The following is a 15,533-nucleotide window of genomic DNA, read 5'->3' as shown; positions in this document are numbered from 1 at the left end:
GCGGGCTCGGTCTCCTCAGGAGACGATGTCCTTGCGCGCGAAGCCCCGGAAGGCGAGCGCGAAGAGCACCAGCGCGTAGGTGACCGAGATGGCCGTGCCCTTGGCCATGCCCGACCATTCCAGGTGAGGCTGGAGGGCGTCGGCCCAGGCGAACTGCCAGTGGGCCGGGAGGAAGGCGCGCCAGTCGCCGAGGGCGGTGACCGCGTCGAGGACGTTGCCGATGATGGTGAGGCCGACGGCGCCGCCGACGGCGCCGAGGGGGGCGTCGGTGCGGGTGGAGAGCCAGAAGGCGAGGCCTGCCGTGACGAGTTGGGAGACGAAGACGAAGGCGGTCGCGAGGGCGAGCCGGAGGAGGGCGTCGCTCGCGGTCAGGGAGCCGCCGGTGGGGAGCCGCAGCGGGCCCCAGCCGTAGGCGACGGTGCCGGCGGCGAGGGCGATCAGCGGGAGCAGCAGGATCGCGGCGGCGCTGAAGCCGAGGGCCACGGCGAGTTTGGACCACAACAGCCGGGCGCGGGGCACGGGCGCGGCGAGCAGGTAGCGCAGGGAGGACCAGCCGGCCTCCGAGGCGACCGTGTCGCCGCAGAAGAGGGCGACCGGGATCACCAGGAGGAAGCCCGCCGAGACGAAGAGGCAGGTCGCGGCGAAGTTGGCGCCGGAGGCGGTCGCCGTGTCCATGAGGGTGATCCGGCCGTTCCGCGATCCGTCCGGGGAGCCGCCGATCGCGAAGGCGACGATCAGGACGAAGGGCAGGGCGGCCAGGATCAGGCCCATCACCAGGGTGCGGCGGCGCTTCAGCTGGCGTACGGCCTCCACGCGCAGCGGCAGCGTGCGGGCGGACGCGTATCCGGGGGCGGCTACGGCGGTCATGCGGTCTCTCCGATCAGGGTCAGGAACGCGTCCTCCAGACGCCGGTGCGGGCCCACCCCGGTCACCGGCACGTCCAGCCGGACGAGTTCGCCGATCAGGGCGGTGGCGTCGGGGAGACCGGCGGCGTCGAGGCGGACGAGCAGGCCGCCGTCCACGCGTACGGCTCCGAGCTTCTCCACCACCGCGTCCGGCACCGGGCCGCCGAGGGTGACGAGCAGGGTGTCGCCGGAGCCGGTGATCTCCTCGACGGGGCCCGCCTGGACCAGGCCGCCGCGGTCCATCACCACGAGGTGGGTGCAGGACTGTTCGACCTCGGCGAGGAGGTGGCTGGAGACGATGACGGTCCGGCCGCCCGCCGCGTAACGGATCATGACCTCCCGCATCTCGCGGATCTGCGGCGGGTCGAGGCCGTTCGTCGGCTCGTCCAGGATCAGCAGGTCCGGCAGGCCGAGCATGGCCTGCGCGATGGCGAGCCGCTGCCGCATGCCCTGGGAGTAGGTGCGGACGGCGCGTTCCAGGGCGCCGCCCAGGTTGGCGATCCGCAGCGCCTCGTCGATGTGGGCGTCCTCGGCGGGGCGGCCGGTGGCCTTCCAGTAGAGCTCCAGGTTCTCCCGCCCGGACAGGTGCGGCAGGAAGCCGGCACCCTCGACGAAGGCGCCGACCCGGGAGAGCACCGGCGCGCCCGGGCGGATGGCGTGACCGAAGACCCGGATCTCGCCCTCGTCGGGGGTGATCAGGCCCATCAGCATGCGCAGGGTGGTGGTCTTGCCGGCGCCGTTGGGGCCGAGCAGACCGAGGACCTGGCCCTGTTCGACGCGGAAGGACAGATCGCGGACGCTGTAGCGGTCGCCGCCCTTGTACTTCTTCGTCAGGCCGGTGATCCGCAGCGGGACGTCCGCGAGGGCGGGGTCGGGGGCCGGGGCGACCGTCCGGCGGCGGGCGGTGAGCAGCAGCGCCGCCGCGACGACGAGACCGCCGGCCGGCAGGCCCCACACCCACCACGGGAGTGCCGCGGCCTGGGTGGTCACGGCGGGTGCGGTCGGGACGGTGAGGGGGCCGCGGACGGCGACGGTGTACGTGGCGGGCGCGGCCGGCGAGGCGTAACCGAGGTCGGTGGCGGCGAGCACGAGTCGCAGCCGGTGCCCGGCGGCCACCTCGTGGTCGACGGCGGGGAGGGGCAGCGTCACCTCGCGGCCCCGGGCGGCGTCCTCCACCCGGACCGGGGAGACCAGTTGGGCGGGCAGGATCTGCTGCCGGCCGTCCGGGCCCACGTCGTACACCTTGGCGAAGAGGATCGCCGAGCCGTCGGCGGCGGTGGAGCTGACGCGTACGCGCACGGTGGGGGCGCCGGTGACGCGGATCGGCCGGGTCTGCGGCCGGGCGTCGAAGGCGGCGAACTGGCCGGGGAAGTCGAGGGAGAGGCCCACGCCGAGCGAGGACAGCTGGGAGAGGCCGCCGCCGAGGCCGGGCACGGCGGAGAGGGCGGGCGGGTTCGCGCCGGGCGGGTTGGCGAAGGAGCGCGGCGGTCCGGAGAGGGCGACGGAGACGGGGGTCGCGGCGAGGCCGGGGTAGCGGTCGGCGGTGGCGCCGCGCAGGGTGGCCCGGCCGTCGGTGGAGTCGACTCCTCCGCTGCGGCTGACGCGGAAGGCGGGCCCGGTGTCGACGGACGCGTCCCGCTTCAGGTGGCGGTCGAACCAGGTGGTGATACGGGCCTGGACCCGCTCGGTCTCGCGGTCGCCGCCGTCGTGGCCGCCGGACGTCCAGTCGACGGCGACGGGTGCGCCGTTGGCGGCGATGGTCCTCGCCATGGCGTCGGACTGGGCGAGGGTGAAGAGGGAGTCGGACTGGCCCTGGACGATCAGCGCGGGCACCTTGATGCGGGCGCCGACGGCGGACGGGCTGCGGGCCTCCAGAAGCGCCCGGGCGTCCGGGTCGGGCTTTCCGGAGACGGCGACGCGCTGGTAGAGGGCGCAGACCTCGGGGCTGAAGCGGCCGCAGGTGTCGGCCGTGGGGCCGGGGCGGGCGGGGCCCGTGGCGCTGGCGGTGCTCGCGGGGCCCGCAGCACCGGTGGGACGCGCAGGGCCTGTGGTGCTGGTGGGGCGCGCAGGGCCGTCGGCTCCGGTGGGACCGCCGCCGCCCGCGGCGCCCGCCGCGTCCGTGCCCCCCGCGGAAGCCGTCGCCCCCGACGGCCCCGTCGCCCCCGCCGAGAAGAAGATGCCGGCCCAGAGCTTCTTGAAGACGCCGTTCGGGAACAGCGCGTCCGCGAGGTTCCAGTACGTGATCTGCGGAGCCACGGCGTCCACGCGCGGGTCGTGGCCGGCGGCGAGCAGCGCGGCCGCGCCGCCGTAGGAGGCGCCGGTGACGCCGACGCGCGGGTCGCCGGTCCTGTCGAGGAGCACCTCCGGGCGGCCGGCGAGCCAGTCGACGAGTCGGCGGACGTCCTTGACCTCGCGTTCCGGGTCGTTGAGGCCGATCTGCCCGGTGGAGGCGCCGAAGCCACGGGCGGACCAGGTGAGCACGGCGTAGCCGTCGCGGGCGAGCTGCTCGGCCTGGGCGCGGACGTCGTCCTTGGAGCCGCCGAAGCCATGGCCGAGGAGCACGGCGGGACGGCGCCCGGAGTCGCCCGCGGTGAAGTACGAGGTGTCGATGCGGGTGCCGTCCAGGTCGAGCATCCGGTCGGCGCGGTGCACGGGCGCGGGATCGTCGGAGGCGACGGCGGTCCAGGTGCCGGCGCCGCCCGTGAGCACGGCGAGGGCGGTGGCGGTCGCGGCCCACCGCGGAAGGCCCTGGCGGGGAAGTCGCAGCTTCATGGGTCGAGCCTAGGCGGGCCCGCGGTGCGCCGCGGCTGCCCCCGGGCGGAGTTCGACGGCCTTCTGGAGTCGTACGCACTACGGTCCCGTACACCAGACGCGGTACGCGGAGGCGGGAGGCACGGGTGGAGATCCGGCGGGCGACGACGGTGGCGGAACTGCTGGCGGCGGGGCATCTCTTTGACGCGCCGCCGCGGGCGGAGTGGGCGGAGGGCTTTCTGGCGGCGGCGGGGCATGTGCTGCTGATCGCGTACGCGGCGGCCGAGTTCCCCGCCGGGTTCGTGTCGGGGATCGAGATGCGGCATCCCGACAAGGGCGTGGAGATGTGCCTGTACGAGCTGTCGGTGGACGAGGGGCACCGGCGGCGGGGCGTCGGGCGGGCGCTCACGGAGGCGCTGGCGGCCGAGGCGCGGGCGCGCGGCTGCTACGGGATGTGGGTGGGCGTGGACACGGACAACGAGGCGGCGCTGCGGACGTACCGGGCGGCGGGGGCGGCCGACGAGGGCGTCTTCGCGATGCTGGGGTGGGGGTTCGGGGGGCGCGCGTGGGGGTTCGAGGGGCGCGACGTGAACGAGGACTGACGCCATCTTGTGCAGCACATGACAAGAGCGCCACGCTGTGGACACCATCGCGCCCCCACCCCGTGCGGGACGCGGTGCCCGTACGCGCCGGCGGCCCCACGCGCAGGCCCGTACGGTCCGGTGCCCCCACGACGAGAGGTTCAGGTGCCCCAGCCGATGTCCTCCACCACCCGCCGCCTCGCAGCGCTGATACCCGTGTTCGCGCTCGCCGCCGGCCTCCAGTTCGCCGCCTCCCCCGCCGCCCAGGGCACGCCGACCGGCGACCTGCGGCTGGCCCCCGAGTCCCTCGCGATCGACGACAGCTGGATCGTCGTCCTCAAGGACGGTTCCACCCGCGCCGCCGACCTCGGCGTGACGCCGAAGCACCAGTACCGCTCGGCGCTCAAGGGCTTCTCGACCACGATGTCGCGGGCGAAGGCCGCCGCCCTGGCCGCCGACCCGCGGGTGGCGTACGTCGAGCAGAACGCGACCGTACGGGTCGCCGAGACCCAGCCCGGCGCGACCTGGGGGCTCGACCGGATCGACCAGCGGGACCTGCCGCTGTCGACGACGTACACGTACGACACGACCGCGTCGAACGTCACCGCGTACGTCATCGACACCGGGATCCGCACCTCGCACGGCGAGTTCGGCGGGCGGGCCCGGGTCGGCACGGACACCGTGGGTGACGGGCAGAACGGCCAGGACTGCCAGGGCCACGGCACCCACGTGGCCGGCACGGTCGGCGGCGCGAAGTACGGTGTGGCCAAGGGCGTGAAGCTGGTCGGCGTACGCGTCCTCAACTGCTCCGGCTCGGGCACCACGGCCGGGGTCATCGCGGGCGTCGACTGGGTGACGGCCAACGCGGTCAAGCCCGCCGTCGCCAACATGAGCCTGGGCGGCGGGGCGAACACCTCGCTGGACGACGCCGTGAAGCGCTCCATCGCCTCCGGTGTCACCTACGCGATCGCCGCCGGCAACGGCAACATCCTCGGCTGGCCCGCGAACACCTGCAACTACTCCCCCGCCCGCGTCCCCGAGGCGATCACGGTCGGCGCGACGGACTCCGCCGACAAGCGGGCCTCGTTCTCCAACTACGGCACCTGCGTCGACCTCTTCGCGCCCGGCGTGAGCATCACCTCGGCGTGGAAGGACAACGACACGGCGACCAACACCATCTCCGGCACCTCGATGGCCACCCCGCACACCGCGGGCGTCGCGGCCCTCTACCTCGCCACCCACCCGACGGCCACCCCGGCCCAGGTGAGCAGCGCCCTCGTCGCCAACGCGACCTCCGGCAAGGTCCAGGACCCGAGGACCGGCTCCCCGAACAAGCTCCTGTACTCCCGCTGGTAGCCGACAGCCGGTAGCCGGCCCCTAGGCCGACTCGTCGCCCTCGTCGACCACGCGCCCGAGGAGCCCGTCCCCCACCGGGTACGGCCGCTCCTCGGGCAGCAGTGCTTCCGCCTCCGTCAGGCGCCCCTCCCGGACCAGGCCGTGGATCTCGTGGGCGAGCGGGGTCACGTCGCGGATGCCGACCGTCCACTCGTCCGCGTAACGACGGGAGGCCTCCCCGGCCAGGCCCAGTTGCAGCGAGCGGTACGGCAACGGCCGCAGCCGCAGGTCTCGCTCCGGGTCCCACTGGACCCGGGCCGGGGAGCTCTTCAGCTCGCGCTGCCAGGTGGCGTGGTCGGGGTGGAAGCCGCGGACGTAGTGCGACAGGCAGGCGTGGCGCAGGGCCCACTCGAAGCCCTCGCGGGTGATCTCGACGGCGAGCACCGTCTCCTGGTCCTGCTTCAGGCCCCAGCCGCAGCGGTACATCATCCACAGGAACGAGGGCTTGATCCAGGTCATCCGCTCCCGCTTCCACGCGGGCGGGAAGCGGCCGTCGCGGGCCGCCGGGAGGCCGAGGGACGGGGCGTACGCCTGGTAGACGGTCACCGTCGTCGCGGTGTGGACGGCGCGGATCTGGTGCTTCGGCGGAACAGGCGTAACGGGCATGGCCCCCAGGGTGCAGGAACACGCGCCCCGGGGGCCAATCGTTTACGGGTCTCGTTTGCGGGTGCTCCGCGGGCGTCAGTGGTTGCGGGGGAAGCCCAGGTCCACGCCGGCCGGCGCCTCGGACGGGTCGGGCCAGCGGGTCGTGACGACCTTGCCACGGGTGTAGAAGTGGACGCCGTCGTTGCCGTAGACGTGGTGGTCGCCGAAGAGCGAGTCCTTCCAGCCGCCGAAGGAGTGGTAGCCCACCGGCACCGGGATCGGCACGTTCACGCCGACCATGCCCGCCTCGACCTCCAGCTGGAAGCGGCGGGCTGCGCCGCCGTCCCGGGTGAAGATGGCGGTGCCGTTGCCGAACGGCGAGGCGTTGATGAGGGCCAGGCCCTCCTCGTAGGTGTCGGCGCGCAGCACGCACAGCACCGGGCCGAAGATCTCGTCCTGGTAGGCCTTGGCCGTGGTCGGGACATGGTCGAGGAGGGACAGGCCGATCCAGTGGCCGTTCTCGTGGCCCTCGACGCGCAAGCCGGTGCCGTCGAGGACGACCTCGCAGCCCTCGTCCGCCGCCCCGTGCACGTACGAGGCGACCTTGTCGCGGTGGACGGCGGTGATGAGCGGGCCCATCTCGGAGGTGGGGTCGGTGCCGGGGCCGATCTTGATCTTCTCGGCGCGCTCGCGGATCTTCTGGACGAGCTCGTCGCCGATGGCGCCGACGGCCACGACCGCGGAGATGGCCATGCAGCGCTCGCCGGCCGAGCCGTACGCCGCCGAGACCGCTGCGTCGGCCGCCGCGTCCAGGTCGGCGTCGGGCAGGACCAGCATGTGGTTCTTGGCGCCGCCGAGCGCCTGGACGCGCTTGCCGTTGGCGGACGCGGTGGTGTGGATGTACTTCGCGATCGGGGTGGAGCCGACGAAGGAGATCGCGGAGACGTCCGGGTGCTCGAGCAGCCGGTCGACGGCCACCTTGTCGCCGTGCAGGACGTTGAAGACGCCGTCCGGCAGGCCGGCCTCGGCGAGCAGCTCGGCGATCTTCAGGGACGGCGACGGGTCCTTCTCGCTCGGCTTGAGCACGAAGGTGTTCCCGCAGGCGATGGCGAGGGGGAACATCCACATCGGCACCATGGCCGGGAAGTTGAACGGGGTGATGCCGGCCACCACGCCCACCGGCTGGCGGATCGCGGCCACGTCCACCCGGTTGGACACCTGGGTGGACAGCTCGCCCTTGAGCTGGGTGGTGATGCCGCAGGCCAGGTCGACGATCTCCAGGCCGCGCGCGACCTCGCCGAGCGCGTCCGAGTGCACCTTGCCGTGCTCGGCGACGATCAGTTCGGCGATCGCGTCGCGGTTGGCGTCGAGCAGCGCGCGGAAGCGGAAGAGGATGGTGGTGCGCTGGGCCAGCGAGGAGGTGCCCCACGTCTCGAACGCCGCCTTGGCGGCGGCGACGGCGGCGTCGACCTCGTCGACGGAGGCGAGCGCGACCCGCGTGGTGACGGCGCCGGTGGCCGGGTCGGTGACCGGGCCCCAGTTGCCCGACGTGCCTTCGACGGTCTTGCCACCGATCCAGTGGTTGACGGTCTTCGTCATTGCGTACTCCTTCACAGATGGCGGCGTCGGGCGGTGACGTGCCGGTCGTACTCCTCGCGGGCCTTGACCGCCGACGGGCGGGTCGACGTCTCGGCCACGGGCACATCCCACCACGCCTCGGCGGGGGGCGCGCCCGACACACTGTCTGCCGTTTCGGTCTCGACGTAGACACATGTGGGAACCGTTGCCTCCCGGGCGTCCGCGAGGGCTTCTCGCAGGTCACGGACGGTGCGGGCGCGCAGCACCCGCATGCCGAGGGAGGCGGCGTTGGCGGCCAGGTCGACGGGCAGCGGCGGCCCGGTGAAGGAGCCGTCGGGGGCGCGGAGGCGGTAGTCGGTGCCGTAACGCTCGGCGCCGACGGCCTCCGACAGGCCGCCGATGGAGGCGTAGCCGTGGTTGTCGAGGATCACGACCTTGATCGGCAGTTCCTCCTGGACGGCGGTGACGATTTCGGTGGGGTTCATGAGATATGTCCCGTCGCCGACGAGCGCCCAGACGGGGCGGCCGGGCGCGGCGAGGGCGACGCCGATGGCGGCCGGGATCTCGTATCCCATGCAGGAGTAGCCGTATTCGACGTGGTACTGGTCCGCGGACCGGACCCGCCACAGCTTGTGGAGATCGCCGGGGAGCGAGCCGGCCGCGTTGATCAGGATGTCGTCCCCGGTGACCAGGGTGTCGAGTACGCCGAGCACCTGGGTCTGGGTGGGGCGGGCGTGCTCGTCCGGGGCGGCGAAGGCGCGGTCGGTGCGCTCCTGCCAGTCCCGCTTGGAGAAAAGCCACTGCACCCGGTCCTGGTGGTGGTCGCCGAGGGCCTCGGTGAGCGCGGTGAGCCCTTCGCGGGCGTCGGCGACGAGGGTCTGGGCGGCCTGCTTGTGGGCGTCGAAGCCGGTGATGTTGAGGTTGAGCAGGCGGGTGTCGGGGCGGAAGAGGGTGCCGGAGGCGGTGGTGAAGTCGGTGAGGCGGGTGCCGACGCCGATGATCAGGTCGCTGGTGCGGGCGAGGGCGTCGGCGGTGGCGGTGCCGGTGTGGCCGACGCCGCCGACGTCGCAGCGGTGGTCGTGGGGCAGGACGCCCTTGCCGGCCTGGGTGGTGGCGACGGGCAGGCCGGCCCGCTCGGCGAACGTGCGCAGGGCGTCCTCGGCGCCGCTGTACTTCACCCCGCCGCCCGCGATGATCATCGGCCGCTCGGCGGCCCTGATCGCGTGGACCGCCGCGACGAGTTCGGCCGCGTCGGGCCGGGGCCGGCGCACGGTCCAGGTCCGCTCGGCGAGGAACTCCTCGGGCCAGTCGTACGCCTCGGCCTGCACGTCCTGCGGCAGGGCGAGGGTGACGGCCCCGGTCTCCGCGGGGTCGGTGAGGACCCGTACGGCGGCGAGCGCGGCCGGGATCAGCGCCTCGGGGCGGGTGATCCGGTCGAAGTACCTCGACACCGGGCGCAGGCAGTCGTTGACGGACACCTCGCCCGCGTAGGGCACTTCGAGCTGCTGGAGGACGGGGTCGGCGGGCCGGGTGGCGAAGGTGTCGCCGGGCAGCAGCAGCACCGGCAGCCGGTTGATCGTGGCGAGCGCGGCGCCGGTGACCAGGTTGGTGGCGCCGGGGCCGATGGAGGTGGTGACGGCGTGGGCGCTGAGGCGGCGGGACTGGCGGGCGTAGCCGACGGCCGCGTGCACCATGGCCTGTTCGTTGCGTCCCTGGTGGTACGGCATGAGGCCGGGGTGCTCGACGAGCGCCTGGCCGATGCCGGCGACGTTGCCGTGGCCGAAGATGCCCCAGGTGGCGGTGATCAGCCGCTGCCGCACGCCGTCGCGTTCGGTGTGCTGGGCGGCGAGGAAGCGCACCAGGGCCTGGGCGACGGTCAGACGCGTCACTGGTATCCCTCCGTGTGGTCGGGGTGGAAGCTGATCCGCCACTCCCGTTCGGGTCCCGGGCCCGCCATGACGTTGAGGTAGTACAGCGGGTGGCCGGGCTGGGCGATGGACGGGCCGTGCCAGCCGTCCGGTACGAGGACGGTGTCGCCGGTGCGGACCTCGGCGAGGAGCTCGGCGCCGCCGGGGCGGGAGGGGGTGATGCGCTGGTAGCCGTATCCGTGCGGGCCCGCGACCTCGTAGTGGTAGATCTCCTCCAGGACCGACTCGCGGCCGGGGTGGTGCTCGTCGTGCTTGTGGGGTGGGTAGGAGGACCAGTTGCCGCCCGGGGTGACCACCTCGACGGCGATCAGCCGGTCGCAGTCGAAGGCTCCGGCGGCGGCGAAGTTGCGCACCTCGCGGCTGCGGTTGCCGGTGCCGCGGGTCTCGACGGGAACCTCCGGCGCGGGGCCGTAGCGGGCGGGGAGTCGTCGCTCGCACTTCGCTCCTGCCAAAGCGAAGCGGCCTCCCGCACCGGAGGCGATCTGGGCGTGGGCGTCCCTGGGCACATAGGCGAAGTCCGAGACCCCGTCGAACACGCTGGCGCGGCCCACGAGTTCGAGGCATTCCCCGTCGACGCGCACGGTACCGCCCCCGGACAGCGGAAGCACCACCCATTCGCTGTTCCCCGTCAGGTACGTGTGGGTGCCGCCGGGCGGGAGGTCGATGACGCGCAGCGCGCTGTGCGTCCAGCCGGCCCGCTCGGGGTCGATGTCGACGGCGTACGGGCCGCGGGCGGCCGTCCCGGCGGGCAGGTGGAGGGATGGGGTCGAGGGCGTGGCGTTCATGGTCCTGTCCCTACCCCTCGGCCGGGCCGCTCTCCCGGTCGCGCGCGGGGACGGATCCGGTGCCGGTGGCGAGGGCGAGGGCGATCTCGTCGGCGTACGGCATCGCGGGCGAGCAGGCGAGCCGTCCGGCGACGATCGCGCCCGCCGCGTTGGCGTGGCGCAGCACGTCCTCCAGGTCACGGCCGGCGAGCAGGGCGTGGGCCAGTGCCCCGCCGAAGGCGTCGCCCGCGCCGAGGCCGTTGACCACCTCGACCGGCAGCGGCGGCACCTCGGCGGCGGTGCCGTCGGCGGCGAGGGCGAGGACGCCCTTGGGGCCCTGCTTGACGACGGCGATCCGCACTCCGGCGGCGAGCAGCGCGCGGGCGGCGGCGTACGGCTCGCGCTCGCCGGTGGCGACCTCGCACTCGTCGAGGTTGCCGACGGCGACGGTGGCGTACCGCAGGGCCTCCTGGTAGAGCGGCCGGGCGTCGTCGGCCGGCGTGGCTCCGTCCCACAGGGCGGGCCGCCAGTCCAGGTCGAGGACGGTGAGCGCGTCCGGCCCGGCGCCGTCGGCGCGCTCCCGGAGCGCGCCGAGGGTGGCGGTCCGGCTGGGCTCGGCGCTCAGTCCGGTGCCGGTGGCCCAGAAGGCGCGGGCGGCCCGGAGGGCGGGGAGGTCGAGCTCGTGGAGGTGGATCTCCAGGTCGGGGGCCTTGGGGCGGCGGTAGAAGTGGATCGGGAAGTGGTCGGGCGGGAAGATCTCGCAGAAGGTGACCGGAGTGGGATACTCCGTCACCTCCGTCACCCAGCGGTCGTCCACCCCGAACGCGCGGAGCTCTCGGCGGAGGTACTCCCCGAAGGGGTCGGCCCCGGTACGGCTGACAAGAGCGACGCTCCGCCCCAGCCGGGCGGCGGCGACGGCCACATTGGCCGGGGAGCCGCCGAGGAACTTGCCGAAGCTCTCCACCCGGGCCAGCTCCACACCGCTCTGCAGCGGGTAGAGGTCCACGCCGAGGCGGCCCATCGTGATCAGGTCGTACGGCCGGTCGTACGGCTCCGCCGTCATGCCACGCACCTCTCCTCGGCCCCGCCGGGCCCTCGTCCCAGGTCTATCCACGGCCCCCGGCCCTGTCAACGCCACGTCCGCGCGGACGGACGCGGGTGCGGACGGTGTCTTGACGCTCGTCGCAGACCGCCGCCAAGGTGGCATGCATGACGAACCCGACGAACCGGTCGCCGCTGTCCCGTATCCGCATCGGTTCCGCCCCGGATTCCTGGGGCGTGTGGTTTCCCGACGACGCCCGGCAGGTGCCCTGGCAGCGGTTCCTCGACGAGGTGGCGAGCGCCGGCTACAGCTGGATCGAGCTCGGCCCGTACGGCTATCTGCCCACCGATCCGGCCGTCCTCGCCGAGGAGACCGCCCGCCGCGACCTGAAGGTGTCCGCGGCGACCGTGTTCACCGGGCTGCACCACGGCCCGGCGGTGTGGGAGCGGACCTGGGCGCATGTGGCCGAGAACGCCGCCCTCGCCCAGGCGATGGGCGCGGAGCACCTGGTGGTGATTCCCTCCTTCTGGCGGGACGACCGCACGGGCCGGGTCCTGGAGGACCGCACCCTCGACAGCGAGCAGTGGCGGCATCTGACCGGTCTCACCGAACGCCTCGGCCACGAGGTCCGGGAACGCTACGGGCTGCGGATCGTCGTCCACCCGCACGCCGACACCCACATCGACGGCGAGGAGAACGTCACCCGCTTCCTCGACGCCACCGACCCGGACCTGGTCTCGCTCTGTCTGGACACCGGCCACTACGCCTACTGCGGCGGCGACAGCGTCAAGCTCATCGAGACCTACGGCGAGCGGATCGGCTACCTCCATCTCAAGCAGGTCGACCCGGCCGTCCTCGCCGAGGTGGTCGCGGACGAGGTGCCCTTCGGCCCGGCGGTGGCGCGGGGCGTGATGTGCGAACCGCCCTCGGGGGTGCCGGCCCTCGAACCGGTCCTGGCCGCGGCGCAGGCCCTGGACGTGGACCTGTTCGCCATCGTCGAGCAGGACATGTACCCGTGCGAGCCGGACAAGCCCTTCCCCATCGCGGTGCGCACCCGTCGCTTCCTCCGCTCCTGCGGCGCCTGAGGTGATGCATCACTTACGTCACGTCCGTCGCCCCTTCGTCACGCATATCTCCATTACGCGGGTTTTCCGTCACAGCCGTTCGACAGGCGCTCTCCTGGCGTCCGTGGCGGGCGTTCACCGGGCACAGGCTCAGTGATCACCAGCCAGTGATCGCCAGTGATCACCAGTGACGCCCGGCAGCTCCCCCGACGGCACCCCCGCCGCCGCTGCCGGGCACGCAGGAGAGGTGCCACACATGACGGACAGAAGGCTCTGGTCGTACAAGGACATCGCCGCGCACATCAAGGTGCAGCCGGACACGGTCCGCTCCTATCGGAAGCACGGGCTGCTGCCCGCCCCCGACCATGTGGAGTCGGGCAAGCCCTACTGGTACGCGGACACCATCCGCGCCTGGGTGGCCAACCGCCCCGGGAACCGGAGCCGCCGGGACTGACCCTCCCTTCCCGCCGTCCCCCGGGGCCCCGCACCGCACACCGCGGCGCGGGGCCCCGGCCCGTGTCGGCGCTACCCGACCTTCTCCGGCACCCGCTCCCGCCCGGGTGCCTCGGGTATCGCGCCGCCCTCGCTGATGCCGAAGCGCGCGTGGAACCGGCGCAGCGGCCCGGGGGCCCACCAGGTGAGGCGTCCGGTCAGTTTCATCACGGAGGGGACGAGCAGGCTGCGCACCACCATGGCGTCCATGAGGACGGCGAGGGCGACGCCGAGGCCGAGCATCTTGGTGTTGGTGACCCGGGAGGTGCCGATCCCACCATGACCACGGCCAGGATCACGGCGGCCGCGGTGATCAGGCCGCCGGTGCGGCGCAGTCCGAAGCGGACCGCGTGCTCGTGGTCGCCGGTGGCGTCGTACTCCTCCTTGATCCTGGAGAGCAGGAACACCCCGTAGTCCATGGAGAGTCCGAAGGCGACGCAGAACATCAGGACGGGCAGGGTGGTCTCGATGTCGCCGGTGGGGGTGAAGCCGAGCAGTCCGGAGAGGTGACCGTCCTGGAAGACCCAGACGACCGCGCCGAACATGGCCGTGAGGCTGAGCGCGTTGAGCACGACGGCCTGGATCGGGATCAGGACGCTGCCGGTGAGCAGGAAGACGAGCAGCAGGGTGACGACGGCGATGATGCCGGCCGCCCAGGGCAGCCGCTCGCCTATGGCGTCCTTGGAGTCGACGAGGACGGCCGCCGCGCCGGTGACGGAGGTCTCGAAGGGGGCCTGCTGGGCGCGCAGTTCACCGACCACCCGCTGGGCCCCGGCGCCGACGCCCTCGCCCTCGGGGACGACCGTGAAGGAAGCGTGGGTCCGCTCGCCGGACCCGGAGGTCACCGGCCCGTCGACCCGCACGACCCCGTCGAGCCGCTCGATCCGCTCCCGGTACTCGGCGTACTGCCCGGGGGTGGCGGGGCCTTCGGCGAGCACCGTGAGCGCCCCGCCGGGGCTGCCGGGGAAGTCCTCGCGCAGCTGGTCCTGGACCACGCGGGACTGCGCGGTGGCCGGGAGCTGGCGGTCGTCGGCGGTGCCGAACTTCACGCCGAGGAAGGGCAGTCCGAGCAGGACGAGTCCGGTGGCGGTGGCGACGGCGAACAGCGGCGCCCTGCGCATCACCAGGGCAGCGGTCCGCGCCCAGCCGGCGCCGTCCTCACCCGCGGCGCCGTCGGCTCCGGCGGCCGTCCCGCCCGGCCGGGCCCGGCGGCGCAGGAGCCGGCGCAGGTCCAGGGCGTTGATCCGGTCGCCGAGCAGCATGAGCGCGGCGGGCAGCAGGATCAGGGCCGCGGCGGCGGCGAGCAGGACGACGGCGATGCCGGCGTAGGCGAAGGAGCGCAGGAAATACTGCGGGAAGACCAGCATCGCGGCGAGCGAGACGGCGACGGTGAGGGCGGAGAACAGCACGGTCCGCCCGGCGGTGCGCAGGGTGGTGGCGACGGCGGCCCTGGTGTCGGCGCCCGCCGCCAGCTCCTCGCGGAAGCGGCGGACCACAAACAGGGCGTAGTCGATGGCGAGTCCGAGGCCGAGGGCGGTGGTGAGGTTCTGGGCGAAGACGGAGACGTCGGTGAACTCGGTGAGGCCGCGCAGCACGGCGTTGGTGCCGAGGATGGCGACGATGCCGATGCCGAGCGGGAGCAGGGCGGCGACGGCGCTGCCGAAGACCATGACGAGCAGGACGAGGGTGAGGGGCAGGGCGATCAGCTCGGCCCTGAGCAGGTCCTCCTGGATGATCGTCTGCATCTCGTGGCGAACGGCGAGCGGGCCGCCGAGGGAGACCTCCACGGGTCCGTGGCTGCCGCGGAACTCGGGCGCGATCTGCTCCAGGACCTCGCCGGCCGTCTTCTCGTCGCCGTCGATCCGGGCGGCGATCAGGGCTTGCCGCCCGTCCTTCGAGCGCAGCGCGGGGGAGCCGGTCTGCCAGTACGAACCGACGCCGTCGACGTCCGGTCGGGCGTCGAGCCGCTCGGCGAGCCGCCTGGCCTCGGCGACGACGGCCGGGGCGTCGACGCCGGCGTCGCCCGCGTCGACGAGCAGCAGCAGATTGGGCTGGGAGGCGGGGAACTCGCGCTCCAGGACCTCCACCGCGTACGTGGACTCGGCGTCGGGGTCCTCCCAGCCGCCGCTGCCCATCCGGTCGGCGACGCCGCCGCCGGCGAGGACCGCCAGCGCGGTCAGGACGAGGGCGACCAGGAGCGTCAGGCGGGGCCTCGCCGTCACGAACCGCGTCCAGCCCCCGGGCGCACCCCCCGTGGGCTGCGCTTTCTTGACTTCGGCCATGACGCGGTGTCCCCTTCACCATGACCCGTGCGCGCGCTTCCGGCGGGGCGCAGGGGTCGCCCATTGCCCAATAGACTGGCAAACACGAGTGATCGCTCGCGTTTCTCAAGAATGCGAGCGACCTCTCGCGTTTGTCAATCGCGTTCAGAGAGCCGGGGACGACAGC

Annotated in this window: 11 protein-coding genes and 1 pseudogene; 4 read left to right on the top strand and 8 right to left on the bottom strand. The window is 73.5% G+C overall.

Annotated features, from left to right (window positions below):
* Positions 1 to 15: 15 nt before the first annotated feature.
* Together ACFY7C_RS10235 and ACFY7C_RS10230 are read right to left on the bottom strand one after the other, a co-directional pair.
* Positions 16 to 867, bottom strand: a complete 852-nt coding sequence (locus tag ACFY7C_RS10235; protein ID WP_389646783.1) for an ABC transporter permease — start codon at positions 865 to 867, stop codon at positions 16 to 18.
* Complete coding sequence (locus tag ACFY7C_RS10230; protein WP_389646780.1) at positions 864 to 3,677, bottom strand: alpha/beta fold hydrolase; 2,814 nt, start codon at positions 3,675 to 3,677, stop codon at positions 864 to 866. Before ACFY7C_RS10230 ends, ACFY7C_RS10235 begins: the two co-directional genes overlap by 4 nt.
* Positions 3,678 to 3,802: 125 nt before the next feature.
* Between ACFY7C_RS10230 and ACFY7C_RS10225 the strand changes: the two genes are divergently transcribed.
* Complete coding sequence (locus ACFY7C_RS10225) at positions 3,803 to 4,258, top strand: GNAT family N-acetyltransferase (protein WP_389646777.1); 456 nt, start codon at positions 3,803 to 3,805, stop codon at positions 4,256 to 4,258.
* A 156-nt stretch (positions 4,259 to 4,414) separates the two neighbouring features.
* Positions 4,415 to 5,593, top strand: a complete 1,179-nt coding sequence (locus ACFY7C_RS10220) for a S8 family peptidase (RefSeq protein ID WP_389646775.1) — start codon at positions 4,415 to 4,417, stop codon at positions 5,591 to 5,593.
* 21 nt (positions 5,594 to 5,614) lie between these two features.
* On the opposite strand, the gene ACFY7C_RS10215 is transcribed toward ACFY7C_RS10220, so the two are convergent.
* From ACFY7C_RS10215 to iolC, 5 genes are all read right to left on the bottom strand, one after another.
* Positions 5,615 to 6,238: a DUF4291 domain-containing protein gene (locus tag ACFY7C_RS10215; protein WP_389646773.1), complete on the bottom strand. Its 624-nt coding sequence runs from the start codon at positions 6,236 to 6,238 to the stop codon at positions 5,615 to 5,617.
* Positions 6,239 to 6,313: 75 nt separating this feature from the next.
* Positions 6,314 to 7,816, bottom strand: a complete 1,503-nt coding sequence (gene mmsA, locus ACFY7C_RS10210) for a CoA-acylating methylmalonate-semialdehyde dehydrogenase (RefSeq protein WP_389646770.1) — start codon at positions 7,814 to 7,816, stop codon at positions 6,314 to 6,316.
* 11 nt (positions 7,817 to 7,827) lie between these two features.
* A complete protein-coding gene (gene iolD / locus ACFY7C_RS10205; protein ID WP_389646767.1) occupies positions 7,828 to 9,684 on the bottom strand; it encodes a 3D-(3,5/4)-trihydroxycyclohexane-1,2-dione acylhydrolase (decyclizing) in 1,857 nt (618 codons plus the stop codon).
* Positions 9,681 to 10,508, bottom strand: coding sequence for a 5-deoxy-glucuronate isomerase (iolB, locus tag ACFY7C_RS10200; protein ID WP_389646764.1), 828 nt, complete (start codon positions 10,506 to 10,508; stop codon positions 9,681 to 9,683). The genes iolD and iolB overlap by 4 nt, the downstream gene beginning before the upstream one ends.
* A 10-nt stretch (positions 10,509 to 10,518) precedes the next feature.
* Positions 10,519 to 11,550 carry a 5-dehydro-2-deoxygluconokinase gene (iolC, locus tag ACFY7C_RS10195; RefSeq protein WP_389646761.1) on the bottom strand — a complete coding sequence of 344 codons (1,032 nt, stop codon included), beginning with the start codon at positions 11,548 to 11,550 and terminating at the stop codon, positions 10,519 to 10,521.
* A gap of 146 nt (positions 11,551 to 11,696) precedes the next feature.
* Between iolC and ACFY7C_RS10190 the strand changes: the two genes are divergently transcribed.
* A complete protein-coding gene (locus tag ACFY7C_RS10190) occupies positions 11,697 to 12,614 on the top strand; it encodes a sugar phosphate isomerase/epimerase family protein (RefSeq protein ID WP_389646758.1) in 918 nt (305 codons plus the stop codon).
* 235 nt (positions 12,615 to 12,849) lie between these two features.
* Positions 12,850 to 13,047: a MarR family transcriptional regulator gene (locus ACFY7C_RS10185; protein WP_351658649.1), complete on the top strand. Its 198-nt coding sequence runs from the start codon at positions 12,850 to 12,852 to the stop codon at positions 13,045 to 13,047.
* 71 nt (positions 13,048 to 13,118) lie between these two features.
* Here the strand turns inward: ACFY7C_RS10185 and ACFY7C_RS10180 are convergent.
* A pseudogene (locus ACFY7C_RS10180) lies at positions 13,119 to 15,367 on the bottom strand (MMPL family transporter).
* Positions 15,368 to 15,533 lie beyond the last annotated feature (166 nt).

Origin of the sequence: Streptomyces sp. NPDC012769, from assembly GCF_042901205.1 — a bacterium.
Lineage (GTDB): Bacteria > Actinomycetota > Actinomycetes > Streptomycetales > Streptomycetaceae > Streptomyces.
This window is presented reverse-complemented; position numbering and strand designations above follow the sequence as displayed.